Origin of the sequence: Sorangium sp. So ce590 (genome assembly GCF_051521365.1) — a bacterium.
Taxonomy (GTDB): Bacteria; Myxococcota_A; Polyangia; order Polyangiales; family Polyangiaceae; genus Sorangium.
Window position 1 is genome coordinate 280,216 of the sequence record NZ_CP150346.1, and the last position, 25,549, is coordinate 305,764.

Genomic DNA, 25,549 nt, shown 5'->3' on the forward strand with positions numbered 1-25,549 from the left:
GGCCGAGGGAAGGGGAAAATAACTCAACCGATTCAGAGCTCCGCCCGTCGTCTCGTCGACCTCTCTCCCGGGAGACCCGACCGCGGCGGGCCGCCGGAGGGCACGTCAGCTGTCACGGGCAATCTCGGCGAAGATCCCTCTCAGCCAGATGTGCGCCGGGTCCTTCGCCTGCCGCTCGTGCCACACCTGATCCAGCGAGAAGCCGCCGAGCTCCACGGGCGGCTTCATGATGCGCAGCGCCTCCATCTCGGCGAACACGCGCGCGATGCGCGCCGGCACGGTCAGCACGAGATCCGTCTGGGCAACGATGTGCGCCGCCACGAGGAAGTGGGGGAGCTGCAGCGCCACACGGCGCGAGAGCCCCCGCTCCGCGAGGACCTCGTCCACCCGGCCCCCGCCGTCGCCGCGCGGGCTGATGAGCGCGTGAGGTAAGCTCGTGTAGCTCTTGAGGGTGAGCTTGCTGCCCACCACGGGATGATTCTTCCGCACCACGCACATGTAGTGCTCCTCGATGAGCCTTTGCCGGTAGAAACCGGCGGGCACGGTGGGGAGCAGGCCGATCGCCAGGTCGACCTTGCCGGTCTCCATGGAGCTCCACATCTCGCTGTCGTAGGGGCGCGCGATCAGGTCGACGAAGGGCGCGTCGGAGAAGAGCTTTTGCACGAGCCGGGGCAGCAGGATGAGCTCCACGTAATCGACCGTGGCGACCGCGAACGAGCGGCGCGCCGTGGCGGGGTCGAAGCGGGGGCTGTGCGCGACCGTCGCCTCGATCTGGGCGAGGGCCGCGCGGATGGGGCCGATGAGCTCCTGCGCGCGCGGCGTCGGGATCATCCCCCTCGGCGTGCGCACCAGGACGGGATCGTCGATCAACGCGCGGAGGCGCCCGAGGGCGTGGCTCATGGCCGACTGGCTCAGCCCGACGCGCGCCGCGGCGCGCGTGACGCTCCCCTCCGCCAGGAGGGCGTCGAAGACGACGAGCAGGTTCAGGTCGATCGAGGCAAGATGCACGGGATGCATGGGGCCCATGCTACGAATGAGCTGGAGGCGCGCCATGGGCCGACCTACAAGTTCGCTGTTGAGGCGGCACGGTCACTGACCCCGCCAAGAGAGGTGGGGGGATGCCGCCGGCCTTCGTGCCCATGTCCCGCTTCGATCCCCCGAGCACGCCCGCGGAGCCCGGCTCACGGCTCCTCCTCGCGCCCGCTCCGCCCGCCGTGACTTCGACACGCGGCGATGTCGCAGGCCGAGCAGCCGGGGAATGTCGTCTCGTGATCCTGCTTGTAAAGATTCGTTAAGAAGTCAGAATCGTGCTGCGACCGTCCGTGAACGTTGCTGTGTCTGGTCCGGTAAGCTATGTAGTCGCCGCCTGAGAACGCCTGCAGCGCGATCCCCGGAGGGGGGTCGTATCGAGGCGGAGCGGCCCGAGCGCGCTCGTCGCACGGAGCGCGCAAGGGCCGGGCCTCGGGCCTCCGGCGTGCCTCCGAGGCCGCGCGGATGGCCGGGATCGGCCATCTCGCCCCCGGCGTGGCGCCAGGTCGGTTTCCACTGTGTTTCCCCGGCGCCGCCGCTGAACGGCGCGCCGCATCCATGAACGCCTTGGTTCGGAATCGGTGTCGAACAACCGTAACAGGAAGAGAGAGCGTCATGCCAAGTCCGAGATTGAGTTCCTTGTTCCTCGCTCCCATCGTCTCTGTTTCTCTCCTCGCCTCGTGCGCCCCCTCCGCGCCGGAGGGCGAGGCAGAGGCCCTCGGCGCCGCGTCGAGCGCGCTCACGGCCCAGCAGCGGCTCGCGGCTTGCGACCAGGATCCTCGCGTGATCGCCGGGCTCGTCACGAGGGAGATCTGCGCGGGCGCCGACATCTTCTTTCACGAGACCTTCGAGGGCAATGGCCGCTCTTGCGGGACGTGCCATCCTGTCGGAAACAACTTCACGATTGACATCCCCTTCATCGATGCTCTGATCGAGGATAACCCTCTCGACCCGCTGTTCGTCTTCGAGCAGGACCCGGAGCTGACCGAGCTCGAGACGCCCGAGCTGAAGACGCTCGGCTTGATCCGCGAGAACATCGACGGCTTCGACGATCTCGACAACAAGTTCTCGATGCGCGCGGTCCCGCACACGCTCTCGCTGGCGACGAGCATCACGCCGGATCCGGTGGACGGGACGGCGAACCCGCCGGTCCATCGCACGGGCTGGTCGGGCGACGGCGCCCCGGGCACCGGCTCGATGCGCGAGTTCCTCACCGGGGCGATCACGCAGCACTACCCTACGGATCTCGGCCGCGAGCCGGGGGTGGCCTTCCGGCTCCCGACGGAGCAGGAGCTCGATCTGACGCTCGCCTTCCAGATGAGCCTGGGCCGGACGAACGAGCTCGACATCACGCAGGTGAACCTCGCCGATCCCGAGGCGAACGAGGGGCGGCAGGCGTTCCTCGACCCGGCGCGGGGCCGCTGCAACGTGTGCCACGCGAACGCGGGCGCCAACCACCTGGACACGGGGCGTAACCGCAACCTGGACACGGGCACCCGGAAGGCCCCGGCGACGGCCACCATCGGCGTGTTCGACGGCGGCTTCGGCGGCGCCGGGCTGTCCTCGCCCAACATCGATGTCCTGGACATCGGCTTTCTCAACGGGTTCGGCGACGGCACGTTCAGCACCCCGCCCCTCATCGAGGCTGTGGACACGCCGCCGTTCTTCCACACGAACGCCTTCGGGAACGACATCGAGGGCGCGGTGGCGTTCTATGTGTCGCAGTTCTTCAAGGATTCGCCGGCCGGCCTGGAGCTCGAGGCGCGGTTCGGGAGCCCCGTCCAGTTCCCCGACTCCGACATCATCAAGATAGGGCGCTTCCTTCGTGTCCTGAACGCCGCGTTCAACCTCGACCTCGCAAGGCAGCGCCTGAACGCCGCCCAGGTGCTCGTCCAGCAGTTCCACGACACGCGGGCCGACGTCCAGCGGCGCCTGATGGAGCTGGCCGAGGCCGAGATCGACGACGCGCTGCAGGTCCTCGCCGTCGGTGGTACGCCGCTGCACCCCGTCTCCACGGATCGCCTCCAGCTGGCGAAGACCGAGATCGCCGCGGGACTCTCGGCGACGACCTGGTCGCAGCGCCAGGGTCGGATCTCGAACGCGATCTCGCGCGTCCAGAACGCGCGCGATCAGTTCGGAGCGAACATCCACTTCCAGCTCGGCAAGGGCAACCTGATGTACTAGCGAAGCGCCATGAGCCCTGTCAGGGCGCTGGCCCAGCGGTCCGGACGGCTCGTTCGTGGACGGCGTGCTGCTCCAGAGCGTCATCATGGTCCTGTCGCTCGGCGTGTACGTCGCGTACATGCTCCACGCGCACGCCCTCCTGACGCTTGTGTGCCTCGCGCCGACGCCGCTGCTCTGGATCGCGAGCACGCTCTTCGCCCGGTGGGCGCGGCCCGCCTACCTGCAGAACCGGGGGCTCGTGGACCGCATGGTCCTGAGCTTCACCGAGGGGCTGCAGGGGATCCAGGTCAGATCGCGAGCATGGCGACCCTCGTCAACACCGCGCAGCAGAGCTTCACGACCCGACCTCCGGGCGCATCCTGCTCGACGGCATTGACCTGCGGCGGCACGACCTCGACCTGATCCGCCGGCGCAGCCCGTCGCGCCGCGCCGGCGCGGGCGCAGCTCGGGCTGGTGCTACAGAGCAATTTCCTGTTCAGCGGCACGGTGCTCGACAACGTGCGTCTGGGCAACCCGGCGGCGACCGACGCCGAGATCCGCGAGGCGGCGCGGAGCCTGGACGCGCTCGACGTGCTCGACGCGCTGCCGGACGGCCTCCACACCGAGGTGGGCGAGCGGGGGACGGGGCTGTCGCTGGGGCAGCGGCAGATCGTGTGCTTTCTGCGGGCGATGGTCGCCCATCCGCGCATCGTGCTGCTCGACGAGGCGACGAGCTCGGTGGACGCGCTGACCGAGGGCGCTTCACCGGGAGCTGGCAAACGAGGCGCCGGCCCCCTGAGAGGGAATTGGTTGGGAGGGGGCGATGTCTATCGCTCGGGGGAGAGGGGGATCGCGATCAGGCGACCTCTAGACGGACGGGGACGTTGTTGCGGGTGGCGTTCGAGTAAGGGCAAACCTGGTGCGCCTTCTCGACCAGCTGCTCGGCCTGCGACCGCTCCAGACCGGGCAGCGCGATCCGCAGGCCGATGTCGAGGCCAAATCCGCCCTCGGAGCGGGGGCCGATGCCGACGGTCGCGGTCACGGTGGCGTCGGCGGGTATCCGCGCCTTCTCCTGCGCGGCCACGAACTTCAAGGCACCCAGGAAGCAGGCCGCGTAACCCGCCGCGAACAGCTGCTCCGGGTTGTTCCCCTCACCACCCGCGCCGCCAAGCTCCTTCGGCGTCGAGAGCTTCACGTCGAGGGCACCGTCCGCGGTCTTGGCGTGGCCATCGCGGCCGCCCTGAGCAGTGGCTTGGGTCGTGTACTTCACGTCGACAGGCATCGAAGCGCTCCTTTTCGTGACGACAGGCCCGGGTACGGAGGGTTCGTCCCCGCTGGGCAGGGCCGGCCGGGCAGCCGTTCGGATACGCTCCCCATAGTGCTCAAGCCCACCGTGCGCAACGTCGGAAGGGACACCGCGCTCGCGCTCGGCATTCTCCGCCGCGAGCAGCCGGTTCTTCTCCTCGAGCTCCTCGGCGTGGACCGCCCGGCGCTGGAGCGCCTCCCTGAGCTCGGTCTACAGCCGCTTGAACCCCCCGAGGGGGCGCGGACATGCGACATCGCGCCGCAGGACAGCGTGTCGCATGGTCGCGCCGCATGGCAGCGCGTACACAGGCATCATGAGACGCCGACAGATCTTGGATCTCGCTGCCGCGAGCGCCGCGCTCGCCACATTGCAAATGCTCGGCGGGTGCGCGCAGGACGACGGCGCTCCCGGGCCGTCGCCCGCAATCCCTGAAGGAGAGAGCTCCCCCATGCAGCACATCGCCATGCTGGTTTATCCGGGCTTCACCGCGCTTGACCTCATCGGTCCTCAGACCGCGTTCAGCATGATTGACGATACGCAGATACACCTCGTGTGGAAGACGCTCGACCCCGTGACGACGGATTCGGGCATCACCCTCCTTCCCACGGCGACCTTCGGGACGTGTCCCGAGGAGCTCGAGATCCTCTTCGTCCCGGGCGGCGTCGACGGCACGATCGCCGTGATGGAGGACGGCGAGGTCCTCGATTTTCTCGCGGCGCGGGCGGAGCAGGCGAGCTACGTGACGAGCGTCTGCACGGGGTCGCTCGTGCTCGGCGCTGCGGGGCTGCTCCGCGGTTACCGTGCGACCACGCACTGGGCATTCCGCGAGGTCTTGCCCCTCCTCTTGGCCGAGCGCGTCGACGCGCGCTACGTCGAGGACCGCAACCGCATCACGGGAGGCGGCGTGACGTCAGGCATCGATTTCGGCCTCCGGATCGCCGCCAAGATGCGGGGCGAGGAGGCCGCGCAGGCGGCGCAGCTCATCATGGAGTACGCTCCCGACCCGCCGTTCCAGGCGGGCACGCCCGAGTCCGCGCCCGCGGCCGTGGTCGAGCGGGTGGCCGACCTCTCTGCGCCGGCGGTCGCCCAGGCCAGACAGGCAGCGGAGCACGCCACGGCACGCTGGTAAAGGCACGACGCGCCGTCTCCGAGGGCCGCTGAACCCGCGCTCGCCGGACAGGGACGGTCAGCCCGTCCGGAACGCGCTGTAGAGCTGGTCGCGCCACGCGATCAGATCATCGTAGCGATCGCGCAGCTCGGGGTCGGAGAAGCACCGCCGGCTGGCGGCGCCGAGCCTCAGCGCGGCGGGCGGCGCCACGTTCACGAGCAGCTGGCTCATCGTGATGTCGGCGAACGTGATGCCGCCCAGCAGCGTCCTCGGCGCGTCTCCGGACGGCGCGCCCCGCGCGAGCATCGCGCGGAGCTCGCCCAGCGCCTCGACCTGCGTTTGCAGGTGCGCCTCGCCGCCGGCCTCGTGGCCGCCGTACTTGCGGAGGGTGCGCCGGACCCCGAGCCCTCCGAGCCGCGAGGCGAGGGGGCCGAGCGCGCGGCGGATCGGCCCCGGCGCCATCTCGGCGAGCGCCTCGTCGTCGGCCAGCATGCGCGACAGCGCGCGGGCGCGCCCGGCGGCGAGGGCGCGCTCCGACAGATCGATGAGCCGCGCGATGGTGGCCTCGTGCTCGACAGGGAACAGGGTCGGACCGGCGCCGCGCCCGTCGGCCCAGCGCGCGATGTCGGCCGAGTCCGCGAGCACGCGCCCGTCGTCGGTGGTGAGCACCGGCACGGAGACAGGGCCCGTGAGCCGGCGGAGCTTCGCCCGGAGCGCCGGCTCGCCGATGAGCGGCTGGTAGTGACGGAAGGTGTACGGGACGCGCCGGACGTCGAGCGCCCAGCGCGCCTTCTCGGTCCACGCAGAGAACACGAGGCCAAGTAGCTCGGTCATGGGGCCGGCAGCCTACCACACGCCGCGCGCGCCTCCTGCCGATCGCCGGCGGGCAGAGGACGCGGCTCCTCGCCGGCGGGCCTCGGCCTCACCACGAGCGATCTCACGCGCCGGCCTTCCGGTCGGCCGGCGCTCTCTCCAACATTCGCCCAACATTCGCCCAGCGTGCCGCGCCTCAACACCTCAGGAGAACCTGCGCCTACCAGCCCAGTCCGATGCGCAGGGAGCGATCGCCTTGCATACCGACCGACCGGTCGGTATACATTCCCGATGCCGGCGCGGACTTACTCCAGCGCGCGAGAGCGCATCCTCGACGCGGCCGAGCGACTCCTCGCCTCGCGCGGGGTGAACCAGCTGACCATCGAGGCGGTGATCACCGAGGCGCGGATCAGCAAAGGCGGATTCTTTCACCACTTCGCGACGAAAGACGCGCTCCTGACAGCGGTGCTCGATCGGCTGAGCGCGCGGGTGAGCGATGACTCCGCGAAGCGCGCGGCTCGGGACCCGGAGCCCCGGGGCGCCCGGCTGAGGGCACAGATCGCGCTCGCCTTCGACGCGGACGAGCGCGAGACCGCCGCGCCTCGCGCCTTGCTCCTGGCGATGATCGAGGCGGCGAGCGCCCTGCCTGCGGTGGCGCGCCACGCCGGCGAGCTGAACGCCGAGGCCTTCGCGCGCGACGCGGCCGAGGACATCCCGGAGGGGCGGGCCATCGCGATCCAGTTTGCTCTCGACGGTTTCTGGTTCTCCCAGGCGCTCGGCACGGCCGCGCTCACCGAGGGCCAGCTGCGGGCGCTGCGCGACGCGCTCCTCGCGCTGGCGCAGCCGGAGGCGGGCGCGGGGCGCCGGCCCAGGCGGCCACGAGCTTCAAAGAAAGGCGGTCCAGCATGATGTCCATTCCCGATATCTCCGGTGCTCAGCACAAGGCGAACCCCCATCCGCTCTATGCGCGGCTGCGCTCCGAGGCGCCGGTCGTGCGCACCGCGCTCGAAGACGGAAAGCCCGCGTGGCTCGTGACGCGCTACTCCGACGTGGCTGTCGCGCTTAAGGACCCGCGCCTCGGCAAGGATCCGCTCCGCGCGCTCAGCGCGGAGGAGCGGGCCGGGCAGGTGCCGTGGATGCCCGGGTTTCTCCGGCCGATGTCGAAGAACATGCTCGATCAGGACCCTCCGGATCACACCCGCTTGCGCGCCCTGGTGCACCAGGTCTTCACGCCGCGTCGGGTCGAGGAGCTGCGCGGGCGCGTCGCGGCGATCACCGAGCGCCTCGTGGCGCGGGCCCGGGCGCGCGGGACGCTCGATCTCCTGGAGGAGCTCGCGCTGCCGCTGCCGCTGGCGGTGATCTGCGAGCTGCTCGGCGTTCCCGAGGCGGACTGGCCGCGCTTCCGGGCCTGGACGAACCGCCTGACCGGGATCGTCACGAAGGTGGACATGGTCCGCGCGATGCCGTCTCTCTACATGTTCGTGCGCTACCTGCGCGCGCTGGTGGAGCGGCGCCGCCGCACGGGCGGGGAGGATCTCATCGCGGCGCTCGTGCGCGCCGAGGAGGCGGGCAGTCGGCTGAGCGAGGACGAGCTGCTCGCGATGATCATGCTCCTGGTCGTGGCGGGGCACGAGACGACGGTGAACCTGATCGCCAGCGGGACCCTCGCCCTGCTCGACGATCCGGAGGCGCTCGAGCGCATGCGGCGCGAGCCTGGGCTGATCAAGCCGGCGGTCGAGGAGCTCCTGCGCTTCACGAGCCCGGTCGACCTCGCGACCGAGCGGTACACGACGGAGGACGTCGCGTTCGGCGAGCACGTGGTCCCGCGGGGACAGCGGCTCATCGCGGTGCTCGGCTCGGCGAACCACGACGAGCAGGTCTTCGCGAGCCCCGGCCGGCTGACGCTCGACCGGGACCCCAACCGCCACCTCGCCTTCGGCAACGGCGTGCACTACTGCCTTGGCGCGCCGCTGGCGCGGCTCGAGGCGCAGATCGCGTTCCCCGCGATCGTCCGGGATCTCCCCGAACTGCGGCTCGCCGTGCCGCGTTCGTCCCTGACATGGAAGCCGTCGCTCCCCCTGCGCGGGCTCACCCGGCTGCCGGTGCGGTGCGCGGCGGCGCCGGTCTACTCCGTCCCCCGGGCGGCCCGGCCGCCGGAGGCGGGTACCCAGCTGTAGAGCACGCCCTTCGCCCGCTTCTGTCCGCGGACGGGCCTCGGCCGTCCCGTCGTTCACGCAGCCTGGAGCCCGGCAATCGGCATGCTCCATGCACTCACCGTGCCTCATGCGCCCCGGGGAGCCCACGCTCTGGTCTCGTGATCTGCGGCGAGCAAGCCGCGATGAGCAGGTCGAGCGCACGACGCGCGGTGCGCCCGTCTCGGCCGGAGCCGACCGCGCGGCCGTCCCCGGGGCAGGGTAGCCGCGAAAGGAGGGAGGTGTCCGTGCGAATCCATCATCTCAACTGCATCTCGACCTGTCCGATCGGCGGCGCGCTGATGGATGGCCAGACGCTGGGGCTCCGCGGGAGGCTGACGTGCCACTGCTTGCTCCTCGAGACGGAGAGCGGCCTGGTCCTCGTGGACAGCGGGCTTGGGCTGCTGGACGTCTCGATGGCGAGGAAGCGGCTCAGCCGGTTTTTTCTCTTCCTCGTGCGACCGGAGTTTCGCGCCGAGATGACGGCGTACCGGCAGATCCAGCGCCTCGGTCTCCGGCCCGAGGACGTCCGTCACATCGTGCTCACCCACCTCGATTTCGACCATGCCGGCGGCCTCGACGACTTTCCCGGCGCCGAGGTGCACCTGCTCGCCGACGAGCGTGACGCCGCGGTCGCCCGGCGGACGCTCCTCGACAGGATGCGTTACCGGCCGGCCCAGTGGTCGACGCAGCCGAGCTGGATCGCCTATCCCTCGCACGGTGGCGAGCGCTGGTTTGGCTTCGAGGGGGCGCGGCCGGTGGGCGGTTTGAAGGACGAGGTGCTCTTCGTCCCGCTCATCGGTCACACGCTGGGTCACGCCGGCGTGGCTGTCCGGAGCGATGACGGCTGGCTGCTCCTCGCCGGCGACGCCTACTTCTATCACCGCGAGATGGACGCGGTTCGACCGACCTGCACGCCCGGCCTGCGTTTCTATCAGTTCATGATGGAGAAGGACCGCGGCGCGCGGCTCCAGAACCAGCGCCGGCTGCGCGCGCTGTGCCAGGACAGCGGCCACGAGGTGACCCTCGTGTGCTCCCACGACGTCGTGGAGTTCGAGCGCCTCGCCGGGCGGAGCCATGCTGTGCCGGCGGGCGCCCAGGGGATGGACGTGTCCGAGCCACCCGTGTGGACCCCCGCCTCGTCCCGAGCACAGAGAATCTGAGCTACAGAGGCGCAGAGCAAATAAGACCTCTGCGCTCTCGGCAGCTCATGCTCCAGGGCAGCTCTCGACGAGCCCCTCTCCTGATCACGGCGCACCCCGTCACGGCGCCGCCCCCACCGGCAGCGTGAAATGGAACGTCGTGTACCCTCCCCTGGGGCTCTCGACCCAGATCCTGCCGCGGTGCGCCTCGACAAGCCCCTTCGCGATGTACAGCCCGATCCCGAGGCCGGCCGCGCGCTCCTCCCTCGCTCTTCCCCGGAAGAACCGCTCGAACAGCAGCGGAAGATCCTCGGCCGGGATCCCGCGGCCGCTGTTCCGGATGGAGATCTGCACCTCGTCGCCGCGCCGCTCCAGCGAAGCCTGGATCGGCGCCTCCGGATCACCGTATTTCACGGCGTTGGAGACGAGGTTGCTGAGCACCTGCTCGACGCGCTCGGCGTCCGCGCGCACGACCGGGATCTCTCCCCTGATCTCGACCTCGACAGCGCGCCCCTCGGCCTCGCTCGCCATCCGCTCCACGACCGCGAGGAGCAGCGCCGGCAGATCGATGGGAGCGCTCTCGATCGCGAGCCGCCGCGACTCGAACTGGGAGATATCCGTCAGATCGGACACCATCCGCCCGAGCCGCTTGGCGCTCGCCAGGATATGCCCCGCCTTCGTCTTCACCGCGGCCGCCACCTGGGGAGCCCGCTCGATCTGGGCCGCATAGCCGATGATCGTCGTCACGGGCTGCTTCAGATCGTGCGCCACCACCGACGTCCACTCTTCCTTGAGCCGCTCGAGGTCCTTGAGCCGCGTGATGTCGTCGAACACGACGACCGCGCCGAGCAGCTGCCCATTTCCGTCGACGATGGGCCCGGCGCTCACGAGCACCGCCAGCATGCTGCCGTCGGCGCGCCGGAGCGCGAGCTCCCTCGAGCTCGTGACCTCGCCGCGCAGCGCGCCCGCCGAGGGCCGCTCGTCGTCCGGGAGCGGCTGCCCGTCGAGGGAGCGCAGGCTCCACGCGCCCGGCAGCCCCGGCGGTGCGTCGGTCCCGGCGAGCTCCTGGGCGCGGCGATTCCAGGCGAGCGGCGCGCCGGCCGGGTCGAGGAGGAGGATGCCGACCGGCGAGCGCTCGATGACCGCGTCGAGCCAGCTCCGCTCGGCCGCCACCTGCCTGAGGAGCCGCTCGCGCTCCTCGGCGGCGAGCTTCTCCGTCGTGACGTCGCGCGAGATGCCGATCCCGGCGACCGGGGCCCCGTGCTCGTCGCGCTGGATCGTGATGTGGGTCGCGACCCAGCGGATCCGGCCGCTTCTGTCGATGATCCGGAACGTGAGCCGCCCGCCGGCCGCGGCCATCTGCGCGACGAACTCGTGATAGCGCCCGCTGTCCTCGGGATGGACGAGCGAGAGGAACAGCTGAGGATTCTCGTACCAGGCCTCGGGCGGATAGCCGGTGTGATCGAGGACGGCGGGGTTGATGTACTCGTAGCCTCCTTCCGGGCCGAACCGGATGCGGAAGATGACGTCGCTCGCGTGCTCCGCGATCACCCGCAGGCGCTCCTCGCTGAGCCGCAGGGCCCGCTCGGCGCGCCGCTGCTCGGTGACGTCGAGGGCCGTGCCGATCAACCGGAGCGGGGCTCCGTCCTCGGCGCGGATCACGTCCGCCTCGGTGTGGAGGAGGCGCTCTTCGCCGCTCGGGCGGAGGATCCGGTAGTCCATGCAATACGGCCTCTCCCCCTGGAGCGCGAGGTCGACGGCGCGCATCAGGCCCTCGCGGTCGTCCGGGTGGATGCAGGCGAGGAACCGGTCGTACGTGAGCGCGCCGGCGTCGCGGGACAGCCCCAGCATCGAATAGCACTCGTCGGACCAGAACAGCTCGTCGGTCGGAATGTGCCAGTCCCAGTTGCCGAGCCTGGCTATCTTCTGCGCCCGCGCGAGGCTCTCCTCGCTCAGCCGGAGCGCCGCCTCCGTCTTCCTGGCATCCGCGATCGCCTCGTTGAGCTGCTCGCTCGCGCGCTCCAGCGCGCGTTTCTCCCGCTCGAGCTCCTCGATCCGCGCGCGCAGCCCGCGGGGCTCGGCGGCGGCGAGCGCCATCCCGAAGAGGCTCGACAGGGCGGCTGCGATCTCGACGATCTCGGCCGGCGGCAGGGAGGGCTGCGCCGCGGCACAGAGCACCACCGCGCGCAGGTCGCCAGCGAAGGCGATCGGGATCGCGATCGCGTGATCGCAGCCGCAGAGGGCGCGCAGGTGGCCAGCGTCCAGGAGCGCCGCTGCGGTCTCGCCCTCGGGCGCGACCTGCACGACCCTCGTGCGCGCGGCCTCGGCCGCGAGGCTCCGGTCGTCGAGCGGCAGGCGCTGGAGCGCGTCCAGCGAGCCCTCGCCGCCGCCCTCGGAGGCGACGAGCCTGAGCGCTGCCGGCTCCTCTGCGATCTCGTAGAGACAGGCGATGTCGGCGTGCAGGAGGCGCGACGTCGCCGCGACGATCGCCCGCGGCGTGCCGTCCTCGCCGGCGCGGAGCAGGGCCAGCGACGCGTCGGCCACGATGCGGGCCAGCGCGCCGCTCGACGTGGGTGGGTCCTCGCAACGTCCCTCTCCGGACGGTCCACCCCGCTCGGCTCCTAGTCCGTCGTCGCTGTTCACTCCGCCCCTCGCGCCTTCTACCAGGATCCCGGCGGGCGCGAGGCGAGACTATCACGAGTGTTCGTGCGGCACCCCGGTTCGCTCAGCGATCCTTTGCCGGGCCCCGCGGCGTGGGCGCGGGCCGCCGGCGGCGCCGCGCCCACGCCGCGGGGAGCTCCGTGGGAGCCTTGGATGTCATCCGGCTGCGCGACATTCATGCGCAGGCGACAACTCCTGCCTTACAGTGGGAGCGTTGCGTGCTTGGAGCTGTTGAGCTCGCCATTGCAGGGAAGACAGCGATGGCCGGATGGCGTCGAAGAGGTCCTGCGTCGCGTGGCTGAAGCTCCTGGCCTGGACGGCGGACGCGGGATCACCGGTGAGGTTGACCTCTCGCTGCCTGGGGGCGCCGTCGACGCCAGCCCCGCCGGTTGACGCTCGCGGTCCTCTCTCCATGCTCCCCGTGAGCGCGGGTTGCCCGCGCAGGGAGGGACCATGTCCAGGACAGCGTCGGACGAGACGAGGAAGATCCGCTACGCCGTCGTCGGGGCGGGCAACATCGCGCAGGTCGCCGTGCTGCCGGCGTTCAAGAACGCCGCCGAGAACTCGGAGCTCGTCGCGCTCGTCTCGGGTGATCCCGAGAAGCTCGCCGCGCTGGGCGAGCGCTACGGCGTCACCGAGCGCGGCGGGTACGACGAGCTCGAGGACATCCTGAAGCGCGCGCGCGCCGACGCGGTGTACATCGCCCTGCCCAACGCGATGCACCGCGCGTACACCGAGCGCGCCGCGGCGGCCGGCGTCCACGTGCTCTGCGAGAAGCCCATGGCCATGACCGAGGAGGACTGCGAGGCGATGATCCGCGCCACGAAGGACCGCGGCGTGAAGCTGATGATCGCCTACCGTCTCCATTTCGAGGAGGCGAACCTGCAGGCCATCGAGATCGCGCGCTCGGGCAAGCTCGGTGAGGTGCGCGCGTTCACCTCCCTGTTCACGCAGGTGGTGCGCCCCGGCGACATCCGCACGCGGAGCGACGAGGGCGGCGGTGCGCTGTTTGACCTCGGCGTTTACTGCGTCAACGCCGCGCGGTACCTCTTTCGTGAGGAGCCGACCGAGGTGCTCGCGACGAGCCTGCGGCTCGACGAGAAGCGCGCCAAGGACGTCGACGAGACCACCGCGGCCATTCTGCGCTTCCCGAGCGGCGCGGTCGCGCAATTCATCGTCAGCCAGGGGCTCGCGAGCGTGTCGTCGTTCCGCCTCGCGGGCACCGAGGGCGACCTCCGCGTGGAGCCGGCCTTCGATTACACGGCCGACATCAAGCATTACCTGACGGTGGGCGGGAAGACGGAGGAGAAGACGTTCAAGAAGCGGGACCAGTTCGCTCCCGAGCTCGTCTATTTCTCGCGCTGCCTCCTCGAGGGCAAGGAGCCTGAGCCGTCGGGCCTCGAAGGGCTCGCCGACGTGCGGGTGATGTTCGCGATCCAGAGCTCCGCCGCGAGCGGGAGGGTCGAGGCGATCCCGCCGCTCCATCCGGAGCAAAGGCCCGACATGCGCCAGAACATCAAGAAGCCCCCGGTCGACGCGCCGGAGCCGGTGAAGGCCCCGTCGCCGTCGGAGCAGTGAGGCGGCGACCCGACCCGATCCCAGGCCGCAAGCTCCGGGGAGGCCCTGCTGGGTCGCTCCAGCGGGCCCCTGGCCGAGCGCCGACGCGGCTCCCGCGCGCGCGCTCCTCGCGCCGTCACCCTTCGAGGTAGGAGCCGAGCTCTCGTTGCCGCGAGCGCATCCGGAGCTTCTCGAGCAGCTTCGCCTCGATCTGGCGGATGCGCTCCCGCGTCAGCGAGAACGACTGCCCGATCTCCTCGAGCGTCTCGTCCTCGTTGCCGTCGAGGCCGAAGCGGCGCCGCAGGAGCTCGCGCTCGCGCGGCTGCAGCGAGTCGAGCAGCTCGCGCGTCTGCTCGATCAGGCGGCGCCGGGCCAGCATCTCGGCGGGCGTGGGGTCCTCGTTGGCCAGCAGATCGCCGAACCGGGTGTCGCCCTCCTCGCCGACGGGGGCGTCGAGGCTGAGCGGCTCGAGGGCGAGCTCGCCGATCACGCGCACCTTCTCCACGGAGAGGCCGCTGCGCTCCGCGACCTCCTCGACGGAGGGCTCGCGCCCGCGCTCCTGCACCAGGTCTCGCCGGGCGCGCACCACCTGGCTCCGGATCGCGGTGAGGTGGACCGGCATGCGGACGGGCTTCCCCTGGTTGAGGATCGTCCGCTTGATGGCCTGCTTGATCCACCACGCGGCGTAGGTGCCGAAGCGGTGGCCGCGGCGGTACTCGAACTTGTCGGCGGCGCGGATCAGGCCGAGGTTCCCTTCCTGCACGAGGTCGAGCAGCGGGACGCCGAAGCGCTGGTGCTCCCGCGCGATGGCGACCGCGAGCCGGAGGTTCGCCTGGACGAGCTCCGACTTCGCCTGGGCGACCGCGCGACGCCCCCGGGCGATCGCCGCGATGGTGGCCGCGATCGGCGCGCGCTCCGCCCCGTCGGCCTCGGCCGCCGCGGTGCGCAGGCTTTTCTCGATGCGCTCCTCGAAGGCCGGATCGAGCCGCAGCTCGGCGAGGCCCGCGGCGAGGCCGGCCAGGGCGATCTCGACGTCCTCCTCATCCTGCCGGGCGACGCGCTCTGCGTCCCGCTGCCGGTCGACGAGCGCCCGGGCGACGCCGAGCAGCCCCACGAGCCGCGTCGTGCACGCGTCCGCCTCGGGATCGTTCGCGTCGGTCTCGCACAAGAGGTCCCGGACGCTGAGCGCTCCGTTCTCGACGTCCTCCGCCGTGAAGGCGAGCTCGCGCAGGGCGACGGGCGAGCGGACCCATGCCTCGAAGCACGCGAGCGCGCCCGCCTCGATGCGGCGGCCGAGCGCGACCTCGCCCTCGCGCGTGAGCGGCTGGCTGCCGGCGAGCGACCGGAAGTACAGCTCCGTCGCCCCGAGCGTGGCTTGCGTGCCAGCGGTCTTCGCGCGGCGCGCCGGAGCGCGCTCACCCCCGCGCCCGGCCGCGGCTCCGCGCCCGGCCGTGGACCCGCGCCCGGCCGCGGAATCGATGGAAACGGGAGGACTCGATTCGGACTCGCTCGCCGGTAGCGAGGAACGGAACCTCATTCAATGCGCTCCAGTGTTGCCGCTGCTTCGTGCCTGACCTCGAAGGGTGTGAAGGGGCACGATCATCGAGGCGCCTCGTTATCCTAACCGCCAAGGACGTAAATAGGAAAACGAATCGCTCGCTGATTTGGCGCATTTGCACGGCGTTTTTCGGGGTCGTCCGCCGGCCGGAGCGGAGCGTCTCTCCGCCGGCGCAGGCGGCCGCGCGGTCGCGTCGCCGGACGAGCGGGCACGGCCCGCTGGAGCCGTCGGTGTTTCACCCCGATGCGGTCTTGTCGTCGCTTGCCGTTGGAGCCTGTCGTCGGACGTGGTGAGGACGGCGCCGGACGGACAGGGCGGCGCTGGAGTAGCCGCCCGGGCGCGGCATCGGGCGCCTGGCCCCTGGGCCGCGATCGTGCGCCCTCTTGAGCCGTGCGCCGCGCCTCCGGGGACTTCAGGGCAGGAGCCTCGCTTGACCCGCCCCCTGAAGCTCGTCCGACCGCTGCCGCCGTCTCCCAGGTACGCCTTCGCGGGGGACGACGCGGCGCTCGTGGACGGGTTCCGGCGGGGCGATTTGCGGGCGCGCTCCGCCCTGTACCACCGGTACGCCGAGCACGTCCACCGGGTGCTCTACCGGCTGATTGGCTTCCACCGCGACCTCGCGGACCTGCACCACGACGTCTTCGTGCGCGCGCTCGGCTCGCTGCCGACACTGGAGGACCCGAGCGCGCTCAAGGGCTGGCTCACGATGATCGCGGTGCACGTGGCGCGCTCGTGGATCACCCGCAAGAAGCGGCGCAGCTGGCTCTGGTTCCTGCCGAGCGAGGAGCTGCCCGAGGTCGAGTCCGGCGCGGCGTCGGGCGAGGTGCTGGACGCCCTGCGGGCGACCTACGCGGTCCTCGACGCGCTCCCGGTGGAGGAGCGGATCGCCTTCGCGCTCCGGTTCATCGACGGCATGGAGCTCACCGAGGTGGCCGCGGCGTGCGAGACCTCGCTGGCGACGATCAAGCGGCGGCTCGCCCGCGCGTGCGCCCGCTTCGGGGCCGAGGCGCGCAAGCAACCCGTGCTCGAGGCGTGGCTCGATGGAGGTACCCGGTGGGGCAATCCGAGCGATCGCTGACCGCCCTCGGGCGGCACGTGGCCGAGCTGCAGGATCGGGCGGCGGCGGCGCGGCTCGACCTGGAGCGCGGGCGCGCGCGGTTGCTCGAGGCGGAGCTGCCCGATCGCCGGTCGGAGGACCGCGCCGGCGGGAACCCCGGTGCGCCGCGGCTCGTGAGGACCTCCGGCGAGGGGCGCGCGAGCGGGGCCATCGCCCGGGCGCCTGCGCGGCCGCTCGCGACCCGGCTCGCCGCGTCGCTGGCGGCGGCGCTGCTCCTCGTCGCGATCGCGGTGGTGCTCGTGAAGCGCTCGCGCGGTCCGATGGGCTTCGAGCTCGGGACGACCGAGGCGGGGGTGGTCGGGGCGTGGATCGCGGCGCCCCCCGAGGCGGAGCTCCCGATCCGGTTCTCGGACGGCTCGCTGCTCCGCCTCGCGCCGGGCGGGCGCGCCCGCGTCGTCGCGGTGGACGCGGAGGGCGCAGAGGTCGCCCTGGAGCGGGGCGCGCTCGACCTGTCGGTCGTCCACCGGGAGCGCTCGCGCTGGACGGTGCGGGTGGGTCCGTTTCAGGTGCACGTGATCGGGACGCGTTTCGAGACCCGGTGGGACCCGGTGACCGAACAGTTCGAGGTGGCCTTGCGCGAGGGGGCGATCACCGTCTCCGGACCGGTCGTGGGAGATTCGCGCACCGTCCGTGCCGGCGAGCGGCTCGTGATTTCGCCCGCGACGAATACGCTCGAGGTGGGGCCGATCGATGCGACGTTGACCGACGCAACCCCGGTCGGCGGCGCAACCCCGGTCGGCGGCGCAACCCCGGTCGGCGGCGCAACCCCGGTCGGCGGCGCAACCCCGGTCGGCGGCGCAACCCCGGTCGGCGGCGCAACCCCGGTCGGCGGCGCAACCCCGGTCGGCGGCGCAACCCCGGTCGGCGGCGCAACCCCGGTCGGCGGCGCAACCCCGGTCGGCGGCGCAACCCCGGTCGGCGGCGTGGACCCGCCGAGCGCTCATGCGGGCGCCGAGGGCTCGTCCGCCCCCACGGCGGCCACTCCGCCGCTGGCGCCCCTGGAGACGCCCCGCTGGCGAGCCCTCGCCCTCGACGCCAGGTACAAGGAAGCCCTCGCCGCGGCGGAGCGCGAAGGCTTCGACGCCATCTGCGAGGCCGGGACCGCCGGCGACCTGCACGCCCTCGGCGACACGGCCCGCCTCGGCGGCAGCTCGGCGCGCGCCGTCCAGGCCTTCACCGCCCTCCGCAGGCGATTCCCCGGCTCGCCCGAGGCGGCATCCGCAGCGTTCCTCCTCGGGCGGATCGCCCAGGACCAGCTGAAGGACGATGCCGGCGCTGCGGGCTGGTTCACCCGGTATCTGAGCGAGCACCCGGCCGGCGCGTTCGCCGCCGATGCTGCGGGACGCCTCGTCGAGACAGAGGACAAGCGGGGCGACAAGGCGGGCGCTCGCCGCGCGGCGGAGCGCTATCTCGCCGCGTATCCGAGCGGCTCGCACGCGGAGTATGCCAGGCGCCTGCTCGCGCGCAGCGCGACGCCGGCTGCTCCCGGCGGCTCGACCGGCAATCCGGGAGCCGCCCCCGATCCCCCGGCGCCGTGACACGCCGCTCCCCGGTGCCCCTCCTCCTCGCCCTCGCCACCCTCGCGGCGGGGGCCGCGCTCGCGGCGGGCGCGCACGCCGACGAGGCCCGCGAGGAGGCCCCCTCGACCATCGCCGTCCTCTGCCCGCCGGGCGATCGCTTCGGCCTGCGGATCGTCGCCGAGCTCGAGTCGCTCGGCTTCCGCGCGGAGATCCTCGACCCCGCGGCCGAGCCGGCGACGCGCGCGTCCCTCGAGGCCTCGGCGCGCCGGGCGGGCGCGATCGCCGCGATCCGCGCCGTCCGCTCCGGGCCCGGCGTCGAGGTGTGGATCGCCGACCGGGTCACCGGCAAGACCGTCCTCCGCGAGATGGCGGGCGGCGCGGACGACGACGGCGGCGCGCCCGACCGCGACGCCGCGCTCGCGCTCCGCGTCGTCGAGCTCCTGCGCGCCAGCCTCCTCGAGGCCTCCCTGCCGGCGCCGCCGCCCGGAGAGGTGCCCGCAACGCCGGAAATCCGCGAGAAGCTGCGCGTCCCGGCGCCCGCCGCGCTCGCCGGCGAGCCGGCGCCGGCGCTCCGGTTCTCGCTCGCTCCCGGCGCGCTGCTGAGCCCGGGCGGCCTCGGCGTATCGGCCAGCGCCGACCTCGGCCTCGCCTGGATGACGAGCGAGCACGTCGGCGTCTTCGCGCTCGCGGTGATCCCGCTGAGCAGCGCGCGGCTCGAGCGATCGCACCTGAGCCTCGACCTCTCGGCCCTGTTCGCCGGCGGGGGGGTGCGCTTTGCCACCCGCGAGGGCCGGATGGCTCCCTCGGTGGATCTCGGCCTGGCTGTCGTCTCGCTCTGGAGCTCGGGGAGGGTCGTCAGCTCGGGCTTCCTCGGCGGCGAGTCCACCGCCGTGACCGTCGCCCCCTTCGCGCGCCTCGGCGTCGCCTTCGCGGTGACACCCGGGTTCCGCCTCCGCGCCGACCTCCTCGCCAGCGTGATCGCTCGAGGGGTCTCGATCCAGATCGCCGAGCACGACACCGTGACCTGGGGACAACCGATCCTGCTCACGTCGGCCGGCGTCGACTTCGGGTGGTTCTGATGAGCCGTCTCCGCGCCGCCGAGGGACTCCACATCAGGAACCTGATCCGGAGGTCAGCGAATGAAGCGACGAACGATTGTCCTCGGAGCCGTGGCCATGTTGATCCCCACGCGTCCGAGAGACTTCAACTGAAGAGCCTGTCATGGAGATTGAAGAACCTGTCACGGAGGTACACCAATGAAGCGCTTCCTCATGGCTCTCGGAATGCTGGCGATCGTGAGCACCGGGTGCGACGAGATCGTGTTCGTGCCGGAGCTGGACTGGACGGACCCGTCCGATCCGGGCCCCACCCCGCCTGATGATCCCCCGCCTCCTGAAGAGGGCGACCCCCCGGTGCCGGGCGCCGTCGCGGTGCGGGCCGGCGACGTGCCTCCCGATCTCGGTTTCGGGATGTGGGAAGACCCCGAGACGACGCTCCTCATCTTCGACAGCGATGCCCAGGAGTGCATCCCCACCGTGATCAAGGCGACGTGCGACAACGCACCCATCTGGCAGCTCATCCTCTACATACCATCCGAGATTGACATGGACACGCCGGGGCTCATCGATCTGACGGATCCGCGGATCGCCTTCCGCGAGACGGTATCCGAGAACCACTCCGGGTGCTCCTTCGGGGGCGGGGTAGGTGCCCTCACCGGCTACCGGGGCACGCTCGAGATCGTCAGCAGCGACGAGATCTCTCTCTTCGTGAAGCTGCGCGGCGCCGGCATGAGAAACCAGGTGAACGGCGATTACACGGTCGAGCGCTGCGGCGCAGCGGCCGCGCTGGCGCCTGACGAGTGATCTTCCACGAAGCCCGCGCCCGCTCGCTCCGGCGGCCGGGCCTGCCCCCGGTCCGGTCCGCCGAGCCCGCCCTCGCGCGCGGCGCGCGATCTGCCGGCGCTCCCCGCCTCGCCGCCGCCTGGTAGGCTGCCGCGTCCGCGCCTATGCTTCACGCTCGCGCTGCCTGCGGGGCGCGCAGGGAGCCAGGCGATCCAGGAGCGACGCGGATGATCCAGATCTTCGGCACGGCCAAGTGCAAGGCGACGCGGGCGGCGCAGCGGTTCTTCGCCGACCGGAGCATCAAGGTGCAGCTCGTCGAGCTGCGCGAGAAGGGCCTCTCCAAGGGGGAGCTCGCGAGCGTGGCGCGCGCGGTGGGCGGCATGCGCGCGCTCTACGACGCGGAGGGCGCGCGGGTGAAGGAGCGCGGCCTCCAGCACCTCGGCCCGAGCGAGGCGTGGCTCGCCGAGCTCCTCGTGGACGATCCGCTCCTGCTCCGCACGCCCATCGTGCGCGACGGCGCGCGCGCGTGCGTGGGCCTGGCCGAGGCCACATGGAAGGCCTTCGCGGAGGCAGCGAAGGCCGGCTGAGGCGCCCAGGGGACGGTCGCGGAGGGGCATCGAGAGGCGCGTCGCCACGCTGCTTGCGCGGCGGGCTTTCCCCCGCCTCGCCGCGGACGGACGTCGTGTCCGGGGTACCGGTACGGGGGCGCGCGCCACCGCTCGTCCTCACCCCGCCGGCGCGCGCCCGTACTCCTTGAGCTTGCGGTACAGCGTCGACACGCCGATCCCGAGCTCCGCCGCGCTCCGCGTCTGGTTGCCGCCGTGGCGCGTCAGCGCCGCGAGGATGTGCTCCTTCTCGACGTCGCCGAGCGTCCGCGCGCGCTCGCGGCGCGGAGGCGGATCATCCCCTGCAGCGTGTGGATGCGCCCGCCCGCGTTGCGCCACGCCTCGTCGCTCTCCAGCGCGAGCTCGGGTCCCGTCGTCTCCAGGACGGCGCCACGTGCCCGTGCGGGGCACGCCGAGGGGGCCGCGCGTCAGAGGGGCTTGACCGCCGGTGGCGCGCCGCATCGGAGATCACAGCGACCTCCTCGAACGGTAGCGTGAGTAGCAACCCGGGCAGCGCCACTCCATCATCCTTAGCCCGTTCGCGTCGACGGTCCGTGTCAGCCGCCAGCCATAGCGAGAGCTGATGAGCGTGTAGTTCGTCTCCGTCTTTGGCGCAGGTGTACCGCAATCCACGCACTGCTGTGCTACACGCTGCTCGCTGTCCGGTGACTCTCTCATCGTGAGACCCGACCCGGAAGGCGGCGCGCTCTTGGGGCCGTCGATCGTGAGACCCGACCCGGAAGGCGGCGCGCTCGTGGGGCCGTCGATGGCGCGACCTGACCCGGAAGGAGGCGTGCTCTTGGGGCCGTCGAGCGTTCCCGGGTAGAATGAATCGCGTCTCGTCGCCGACATCTGCTCCTCAGGGGGTGCGCCGAATCTCCGCTGAGCGTGTCGCCTCGCCCGTCCGCAGGGTGCCCGGGGTCCAGCAGTCCCAAGTGTACCGAAGCGCGTCTCGGGTGCCAAGTTGATCTCCCACGGGACGGCCGGGATCGAGGCCATCTGCAGCTCGGCGGGGGCCTGTAGGCCGGCGCGGCCCCGACGTCCTCGCCATCCTCGCCGTCCTCCGCCATCCTCGCCCGGGCGCGCGGCCGCCGTCAGCGCTCGTGGCGCTTTTCCTTTTCCTCGACGTGGTGCCGTCGACGCTCCGCGCGAGGCTTCTTCGTCGGCTTGGCCGGGGTCGCCGGCCTGGCCGTCGCCCCCGCCTTGACCGTCGCGTTCGCCTTGACCGTCGCCCGCGCCCTGACCTTGGCCGCCGGTCGGGCCGCGGGCGCCGGCCGGGCCGCGGGCGCCGGCCGGGCCGCGGGCGCGCGGTGTACGTGGCCGTGCTGCACGTGGTCGCGGTGTACGTGGCTGTGCTGCACGGGGTCGCGCTTCACGTGGTGATGGTGGTGATGGGCTCGGCGCCGGTCGAAGTCGACGCGGTAGTGGACAAGCGCGCGCGGCTCGTTGCGGTAGTAGACCCAGCCGTGGCGCGATGGATAGTACCAGCGGCCATCCACGTAGTAGACGTAGGTCCCGCGGTAGTACACGCGCGGGTAGGTCTCGATCTGGACCGGCGCCGCCGCGATGTGAACGACCGGCTCCTCGTACACTGCGAACTCCTGGTACGTGACGGTCGCAGGCGCGGCGGCCCTGGTGTGGACTTCCGCCGCGCACCCGGTCGCGCCGAGGAGCGCGAGCGCGACGAGCGCGGCCAGCACGGCGAGCCTGCTGCGCTGCGGGGCATGGGCGGTGGGTCTGGGGAAAGAGGTATCGAGGGCTGTCACGTTCATCTCCATGGGGTTCACAGGAGCAACTGCGGTGCCATCCGGCGGCCCGGGGGCCGGCGCCCGCCGCCTGGCAGCGCGCCTGCTCCTGGTATAGCGCTTGCTGGCCCTTCGCGCATCGGCGCGACAGCGCCAGACTTGGATAAAGGAAGACGACCCCCATGGAACTCTCGAAGGTGCTCTCCGGTCTCACTGGCTGCGTCCTCGCCACCGCCTCGCTCACGGGGTGCATCATCGTCGATCATGACGACCACGACCCCTTCACGAGCGGCTCGCTCACCGTCGCGCTGACCATCGGCGGTAGCAACGACCCGTGGGAGTGCTTCGAGCACGACGTGAGCGGGCTCGCGGTCAGCGTCGAGGACGAGGATGGCTACGTCGTCGATGTCGTCGGGGACTGCGATGATTTCGGCTTCACCATCGACGACCTCTACGAGGGGTACTATGACGTCGATGTCTGGCTCGTGGATTTCGAGGGATACGCGATGAGCGATATCGTGCGCGTCGAGGGCGTCGACGTGCTCGATGGCCTCGACACGCTCGTGAGGGTCGACTTCCCGACGAGGTGGATCGATCGCTGACGGGGCTCAGAACGGCTCCGTCGACGGGCGCACGTCGCTCTCGACCTCGCGGCCGGCGAACGCCGGCAGGTTACCCGCCTCGGGGCTCGACGAGGTCGTCCCCCGGCGGAGCGCTCCACGAACGCACGAACAAGGGCCACGCGTCGTGGAGATACAGGCCGAAGGGGACCCACCAGACGAGATCGTTCGTCAGGCAGAGCACGGCGGACCGGGGCGGCCACTGCCCGGTCACGACCAGGGCCGCGAGGCCGATGGGCCCGAGGACCTTGCCGAGCAGGCCGACGGCCGCGAGGAGAAAGCCGCGTTCCGGGGCCCGCGCGACCTCCGCATAGAGGATGGCGTACACCCCGACCACCATCCCGAGGCAGGCGAAGATGGCGGGGTGGTTGAGGGGCGGCATGCCGGCGAAGCGAAACAGCCATTGCGGGTCGAGCGCCGCGTAGAGCCCCCAGCAGGCGTTGTAGAGGGCGGCGAGCGAGAAGACGGCGCGGTGCAGTCGGCGGCGGGCGATCATGCGGCCTTCGGGCGGCAGGCGTGAGGGGCGCACGGAGGCATCACGGGCATGCCGGCGAGGATACCAGCTCGGGCGACCGTGAGCGCGACGATCAGAGCCGTTCCAGACGAGGACGGCGATCGCGTTCTTCGGACGTGGTCCGGATCGAGGAGACCGCCGAGACACCAGGAGAGATCATGAACCTCTTCGCTTGGCGTCCCTGGCGTCCTGGCGGTTCATCTCCTTCGGGTCCGCCCACCGCTCCGGAGATCGCGGGCGCGATGGGGCCGATGCGGCGCGCGGGCGGTGAGAAGGCGCTGCTGAGAGGGTCTTCTGCGGCTCGCCTTGCTACTGGTCCGGCTGACTCTCTTGCTGCTGCGCGTAGGCCTGGTGGCCTTGCTGCTGGACGCGCTGCTGCTGCCCGAGCTGGGCGCCCTGCTGCTGGCCGCGCTGCTGAACGCCTTGCTGCCCGTACTGGGCGCCCTGCTGCTGGCCGCGCTGCTGAACGCCTTGCTGCCCGTACTGGGCGCCCTGCTGCTGGCCGCGCTGCTGAACGCCTTGCTGCCCGTACTGGGCGCCCTGCTGCTGGCCGCGCTGCTGAACGCCTTGCTGCCCGTACTGGGCGCCCTGCTGCTGGCCGCGCTGCTGAACGCCTTGCTGCCCGTACTGGGCGCCCTGCTGCTGGCCGCGCTGCTGAACGCCTTGCTGCCCGTGCTGGCCGCGTTGCTGCTGGCCGCCTTGCTGCCCGTGCTGGCCGCGTTGCTGCTGGCCGCCTTGCTGGTCTTGCTGCTCCTGCAGCAGCGAGCAGAAGAGCTGCTCCGCCTCTCTCAGGTGCTGCTCGACGTGCGCTCGCATCGCCTTCACGTGAGAACGGAGCCTCGCGTTGTCCGTGCTCGCGATCCTCGGCATGTCGAGGAGCTCGAGCGCGCGGCGATGGAAGGAGACCTGCGCCCAGATGAAGGCGATGTCGAACTCGGTGCCTTTCTGGTCCTCCAGCGATTCGGTCAGCTCGGTCGAGCTGGTCTCCAGCTGCTGGCAGCGCGGGCAGGCCTCGAAGTTGACCCTGCCGCCCTGCGACAGCTCCGCCCCGCGCTGCCCGGCCTGGGAGTGCTCCTCGATGATCTGCTCGGCGTAGCGCTGGACCTCCGGGGACTCCGCCTTGCCTCGAGCGATCTCCGACAGCTCGACCTCCTTCTGGTGGATGAGCGAGACCAGCATCGTGATCTCCGCCTCCGACGCCTGCTGCATCGCGCCTCGCTGGCCGGGCTGCCTGCGGTCTCCCTTCCTGTCGCCTCGACTGCCGATCTCGCCGCGGCCTCCGTGCCTGCCGCCCTGATAGCCGGCCTGCTCGCCGCACGCCTGCGTGCCGCCCGCGCGCTGGCCGCCGGCCTGCTCGCCGCCGCGCTGCCCGCCGCCTTGCTGGCCCGGCTGCCGGCGGCCTCCCTGCCTGCCGCCGGCGTGCTCGTGGTCGCGTTGCCCGCCGCTCCTGTCCGCGCCTCTCGCGCCCTCTCCGCCTGTCTGGCCGCCGCTCCTGCCGTCGGCGCCCGTGGGGCCCCTGCCGGTCCCCTCGTCGCCGGACGTCCCGTCGCGGTCCGTCTCGGCATCTTCGTCGCCGCCGATGCAGCCGCTAGCCCCGGCGAGTACAATGCTCCCAGCGAACATGATCGCCATGAGGCGACCTGAACGATAGCCCAACATCTGCTTGCTCCTTGCTCGATATCGGCGCGCTGTCGCGCTCACCTGCCGGTTATCGGCCCCCAACATCTGGGTTCGCGCAACGGGGATGGTGAGCGAGGTGGAGCCCGAAGCCAGCATCGTCTTTTCCCCGAGAGCCCCCGCGCCACCGGCGCGCTCACCGCGAGAATCGAAGTCCCGCTCAACGTCGACCCTGGCCGTCCCAAAGCAGCCAGCCCGCAGCAGCGGTTCTCCCGCGACGACCTGCCCGCGCGCCGGGGCGCCGCGCCGAGAGCCGCCGTCCGCCCCCGTCCGCGCCGGCGCGAGCCGGACAGGCGCGCACGCACCTGTCCGGCGGCGGCGCCGCTCTCGCGCCGCCTTTCGCCGCGCCGCCGATGAGCGTAAGCTCCGGGCGGCGTCCGA

General features: G+C 71.7%; 21 protein-coding genes and 2 pseudogenes. 14 read left to right on the plus strand and 9 right to left on the minus strand.

The annotated features are described in order from the left end of the window. Positions 1-105: 105 nt before the first annotated feature. Complete coding sequence (locus WMF28_RS01045; RefSeq protein ID WP_437600128.1) at positions 106-1,017, minus strand: LysR family transcriptional regulator; 912 nt, start codon at positions 1,015-1,017, stop codon at positions 106-108. A gap of 651 nt (positions 1,018-1,668) precedes the next feature. On the opposite strand from WMF28_RS01045, the gene WMF28_RS01050 reads away from it, so the two are divergent. The 3 genes and pseudogenes from WMF28_RS01050 to WMF28_RS01060 all read left to right on the plus strand — a co-directional run. Beyond that, positions 1,669-3,213, plus strand: a complete 1,545-nt coding sequence (locus WMF28_RS01050) for a hypothetical protein (RefSeq protein WP_437600129.1) — start codon at positions 1,669-1,671, stop codon at positions 3,211-3,213. Positions 3,214-3,268: 55 nt separating this feature from the next. Next, on the plus strand, positions 3,269-3,589 hold the full coding sequence (locus WMF28_RS01055; RefSeq protein WP_437600130.1) for a hypothetical protein: 321 nt from the start codon (positions 3,269-3,271) through the stop codon (positions 3,587-3,589). 110 nt (positions 3,590-3,699) lie between these two features. Continuing rightward, positions 3,700-3,867: pseudogene (locus WMF28_RS01060) on the plus strand (hypothetical protein); the annotation flags it as partial. A 181-nt stretch (positions 3,868-4,048) separates the two neighbouring features. Here WMF28_RS01060 and WMF28_RS01065 read toward each other — a convergent pair. Next, positions 4,049-4,474 (minus strand): organic hydroperoxide resistance protein, encoded by a 426-nt coding sequence (locus WMF28_RS01065; protein ID WP_437577746.1) that lies wholly within the window; start codon positions 4,472-4,474, stop codon positions 4,049-4,051. 472 nt (positions 4,475-4,946) lie between these two features. On the opposite strand from WMF28_RS01065, the gene WMF28_RS01070 reads away from it, so the two are divergent. After that, positions 4,947-5,627 carry a DJ-1/PfpI family protein gene (locus WMF28_RS01070; RefSeq protein WP_437600132.1) on the plus strand — a complete coding sequence of 227 codons (681 nt, stop codon included), beginning with the start codon at positions 4,947-4,949 and terminating at the stop codon, positions 5,625-5,627. A gap of 57 nt (positions 5,628-5,684) precedes the next feature. On the opposite strand, the gene WMF28_RS01075 is transcribed toward WMF28_RS01070, so the two are convergent. After that, positions 5,685-6,440 (minus strand): glutathione S-transferase, encoded by a 756-nt coding sequence (locus tag WMF28_RS01075; protein ID WP_437600133.1) that lies wholly within the window; start codon positions 6,438-6,440, stop codon positions 5,685-5,687. Positions 6,441-6,710: 270 nt separating this feature from the next. Between WMF28_RS01075 and WMF28_RS01080 the strand changes: the two genes are divergently transcribed. From WMF28_RS01080 to WMF28_RS01090, 3 genes are all read left to right on the plus strand, one after another. Continuing rightward, on the plus strand, positions 6,711-7,328 hold the full coding sequence (locus WMF28_RS01080) for a TetR/AcrR family transcriptional regulator (protein ID WP_437600134.1): 618 nt from the start codon (positions 6,711-6,713) through the stop codon (positions 7,326-7,328). Then, positions 7,325-8,596, plus strand: coding sequence for a cytochrome P450 family protein (locus tag WMF28_RS01085; RefSeq protein WP_437600135.1), 1,272 nt, complete (start codon positions 7,325-7,327; stop codon positions 8,594-8,596). The genes WMF28_RS01080 and WMF28_RS01085 overlap by 4 nt, the downstream gene beginning before the upstream one ends. A 263-nt stretch (positions 8,597-8,859) precedes the next feature. Further along, on the plus strand, positions 8,860-9,774 hold the full coding sequence (locus tag WMF28_RS01090) for an MBL fold metallo-hydrolase (RefSeq protein WP_437600136.1): 915 nt from the start codon (positions 8,860-8,862) through the stop codon (positions 9,772-9,774). 99 nt (positions 9,775-9,873) lie between these two features. Here WMF28_RS01090 and WMF28_RS01095 read toward each other — a convergent pair whose 3' ends face one another. Beyond that, on the minus strand, positions 9,874-12,297 hold the full coding sequence (locus WMF28_RS01095) for a PAS domain-containing protein (RefSeq protein ID WP_437600137.1): 2,424 nt from the start codon (positions 12,295-12,297) through the stop codon (positions 9,874-9,876). A gap of 570 nt (positions 12,298-12,867) precedes the next feature. On the opposite strand from WMF28_RS01095, the gene WMF28_RS01100 reads away from it, so the two are divergent. Then, a complete protein-coding gene (locus WMF28_RS01100) occupies positions 12,868-13,992 on the plus strand; it encodes a Gfo/Idh/MocA family protein (RefSeq protein ID WP_437600138.1) in 1,125 nt (374 codons plus the stop codon). 115 nt (positions 13,993-14,107) lie between these two features. On the opposite strand, the gene WMF28_RS01105 is transcribed toward WMF28_RS01100, so the two are convergent. Next, the gene (locus WMF28_RS01105) at positions 14,108-15,508 is read right to left on the minus strand and encodes a sigma-70 family RNA polymerase sigma factor (RefSeq protein WP_437600139.1); all 1,401 of its coding nucleotides are present in this window, start codon (positions 15,506-15,508) and stop codon (positions 14,108-14,110) included. A gap of 451 nt (positions 15,509-15,959) precedes the next feature. Here WMF28_RS01105 and WMF28_RS01110 point away from each other — a divergent pair, with 451 nt between their 5' ends. The 5 genes from WMF28_RS01110 to WMF28_RS01130 all read left to right on the plus strand — a co-directional run bounded on the left by WMF28_RS01110 (position 15,960) and on the right by WMF28_RS01130 (position 20,594). Beyond that, positions 15,960-16,607, plus strand: coding sequence for an RNA polymerase sigma factor (locus WMF28_RS01110; RefSeq protein WP_437600140.1), 648 nt, complete (start codon positions 15,960-15,962; stop codon positions 16,605-16,607). After that, positions 16,583-18,184, plus strand: coding sequence for a FecR domain-containing protein (locus tag WMF28_RS01115; protein ID WP_437600141.1), 1,602 nt, complete (start codon positions 16,583-16,585; stop codon positions 18,182-18,184). The genes WMF28_RS01110 and WMF28_RS01115 overlap by 25 nt, the downstream gene beginning before the upstream one ends. Next, positions 18,181-19,245 carry a hypothetical protein gene (locus tag WMF28_RS01120; protein WP_437600142.1) on the plus strand — a complete coding sequence of 355 codons (1,065 nt, stop codon included), beginning with the start codon at positions 18,181-18,183 and terminating at the stop codon, positions 19,243-19,245. The genes WMF28_RS01115 and WMF28_RS01120 overlap by 4 nt, the downstream gene beginning before the upstream one ends. A 177-nt stretch (positions 19,246-19,422) precedes the next feature. Then, positions 19,423-20,028 (plus strand): hypothetical protein, encoded by a 606-nt coding sequence (locus tag WMF28_RS01125; RefSeq protein WP_437600143.1) that lies wholly within the window; start codon positions 19,423-19,425, stop codon positions 20,026-20,028. A gap of 206 nt (positions 20,029-20,234) precedes the next feature. Continuing rightward, on the plus strand, positions 20,235-20,594 hold the full coding sequence (locus WMF28_RS01130; RefSeq protein WP_437600144.1) for an arsenate reductase family protein: 360 nt from the start codon (positions 20,235-20,237) through the stop codon (positions 20,592-20,594). Positions 20,595-20,732: 138 nt separating this feature from the next. On the opposite strand, the gene WMF28_RS01135 is transcribed toward WMF28_RS01130, so the two are convergent. Further along, on the minus strand, positions 20,733-20,951 hold the full coding sequence (locus WMF28_RS01135) for a helix-turn-helix domain-containing protein (protein WP_437600145.1): 219 nt from the start codon (positions 20,949-20,951) through the stop codon (positions 20,733-20,735). Between the two features lie 755 nt (positions 20,952-21,706). Continuing rightward, the gene (locus tag WMF28_RS01140) at positions 21,707-22,378 is read right to left on the minus strand and encodes a hypothetical protein (RefSeq protein WP_437600146.1); all 672 of its coding nucleotides are present in this window, start codon (positions 22,376-22,378) and stop codon (positions 21,707-21,709) included. A gap of 161 nt (positions 22,379-22,539) precedes the next feature. Here WMF28_RS01140 and WMF28_RS01145 point away from each other — a divergent pair, with 161 nt between their 5' ends. Continuing rightward, positions 22,540-22,959 carry a hypothetical protein gene (locus WMF28_RS01145; protein ID WP_437600147.1) on the plus strand — a complete coding sequence of 140 codons (420 nt, stop codon included), beginning with the start codon at positions 22,540-22,542 and terminating at the stop codon, positions 22,957-22,959. A gap of 70 nt (positions 22,960-23,029) precedes the next feature. Here the strand turns inward: WMF28_RS01145 and WMF28_RS01150 are convergent, their stop codons facing one another. Then, complete coding sequence (locus tag WMF28_RS01150; protein ID WP_437600148.1) at positions 23,030-23,473, minus strand: hypothetical protein; 444 nt, start codon at positions 23,471-23,473, stop codon at positions 23,030-23,032. A gap of 849 nt (positions 23,474-24,322) precedes the next feature. Further along, a pseudogene (locus WMF28_RS01155) lies at positions 24,323-25,267 on the minus strand (DUF4142 domain-containing protein); the annotation flags it as partial. Between the last annotated feature and the right edge of the window lie 282 nt (positions 25,268-25,549).

Excerpts from the sequence above, each read along its gene's own strand:
- WMF28_RS01045 (WP_437600128.1), bottom strand. The coding sequence starts at position 1,017 with ATGCATCCCGTGCATCTTGCCTCGATCGACCTGAACCTGCTCGTCGTC.
- WMF28_RS01065 (WP_437577746.1), bottom strand. The coding sequence starts at position 4,474 with ATGCCTGTCGACGTGAAGTACACGACCCAAGCCACTGCTCAGGGCGGC.
- WMF28_RS01070 (WP_437600132.1), top strand. The coding sequence starts at position 4,947 with ATGCAGCACATCGCCATGCTGGTTTATCCGGGCTTCACCGCGCTTGAC.
- WMF28_RS01075 (WP_437600133.1), bottom strand. The coding sequence starts at position 6,440 with ATGACCGAGCTACTTGGCCTCGTGTTCTCTGCGTGGACCGAGAAGGCG.
- WMF28_RS01080 (WP_437600134.1), top strand. The coding sequence starts at position 6,711 with ATGCCGGCGCGGACTTACTCCAGCGCGCGAGAGCGCATCCTCGACGCG.
- WMF28_RS01085 (WP_437600135.1), top strand. The coding sequence starts at position 7,325 with ATGATGTCCATTCCCGATATCTCCGGTGCTCAGCACAAGGCGAACCCC.
- WMF28_RS01100 (WP_437600138.1), top strand. The coding sequence starts at position 12,868 with ATGTCCAGGACAGCGTCGGACGAGACGAGGAAGATCCGCTACGCCGTC.
- WMF28_RS01105 (WP_437600139.1), bottom strand. The coding sequence starts at position 15,508 with ATGAGGTTCCGTTCCTCGCTACCGGCGAGCGAGTCCGAATCGAGTCCT.
- WMF28_RS01125 (WP_437600143.1), top strand. The coding sequence starts at position 19,423 with ATGAAGCGCTTCCTCATGGCTCTCGGAATGCTGGCGATCGTGAGCACC.
- WMF28_RS01130 (WP_437600144.1), top strand. The coding sequence starts at position 20,235 with ATGATCCAGATCTTCGGCACGGCCAAGTGCAAGGCGACGCGGGCGGCG.
- WMF28_RS01145 (WP_437600147.1), top strand. The coding sequence starts at position 22,540 with ATGGAACTCTCGAAGGTGCTCTCCGGTCTCACTGGCTGCGTCCTCGCC.
- WMF28_RS01150 (WP_437600148.1), bottom strand. The coding sequence starts at position 23,473 with ATGATCGCCCGCCGCCGACTGCACCGCGCCGTCTTCTCGCTCGCCGCC.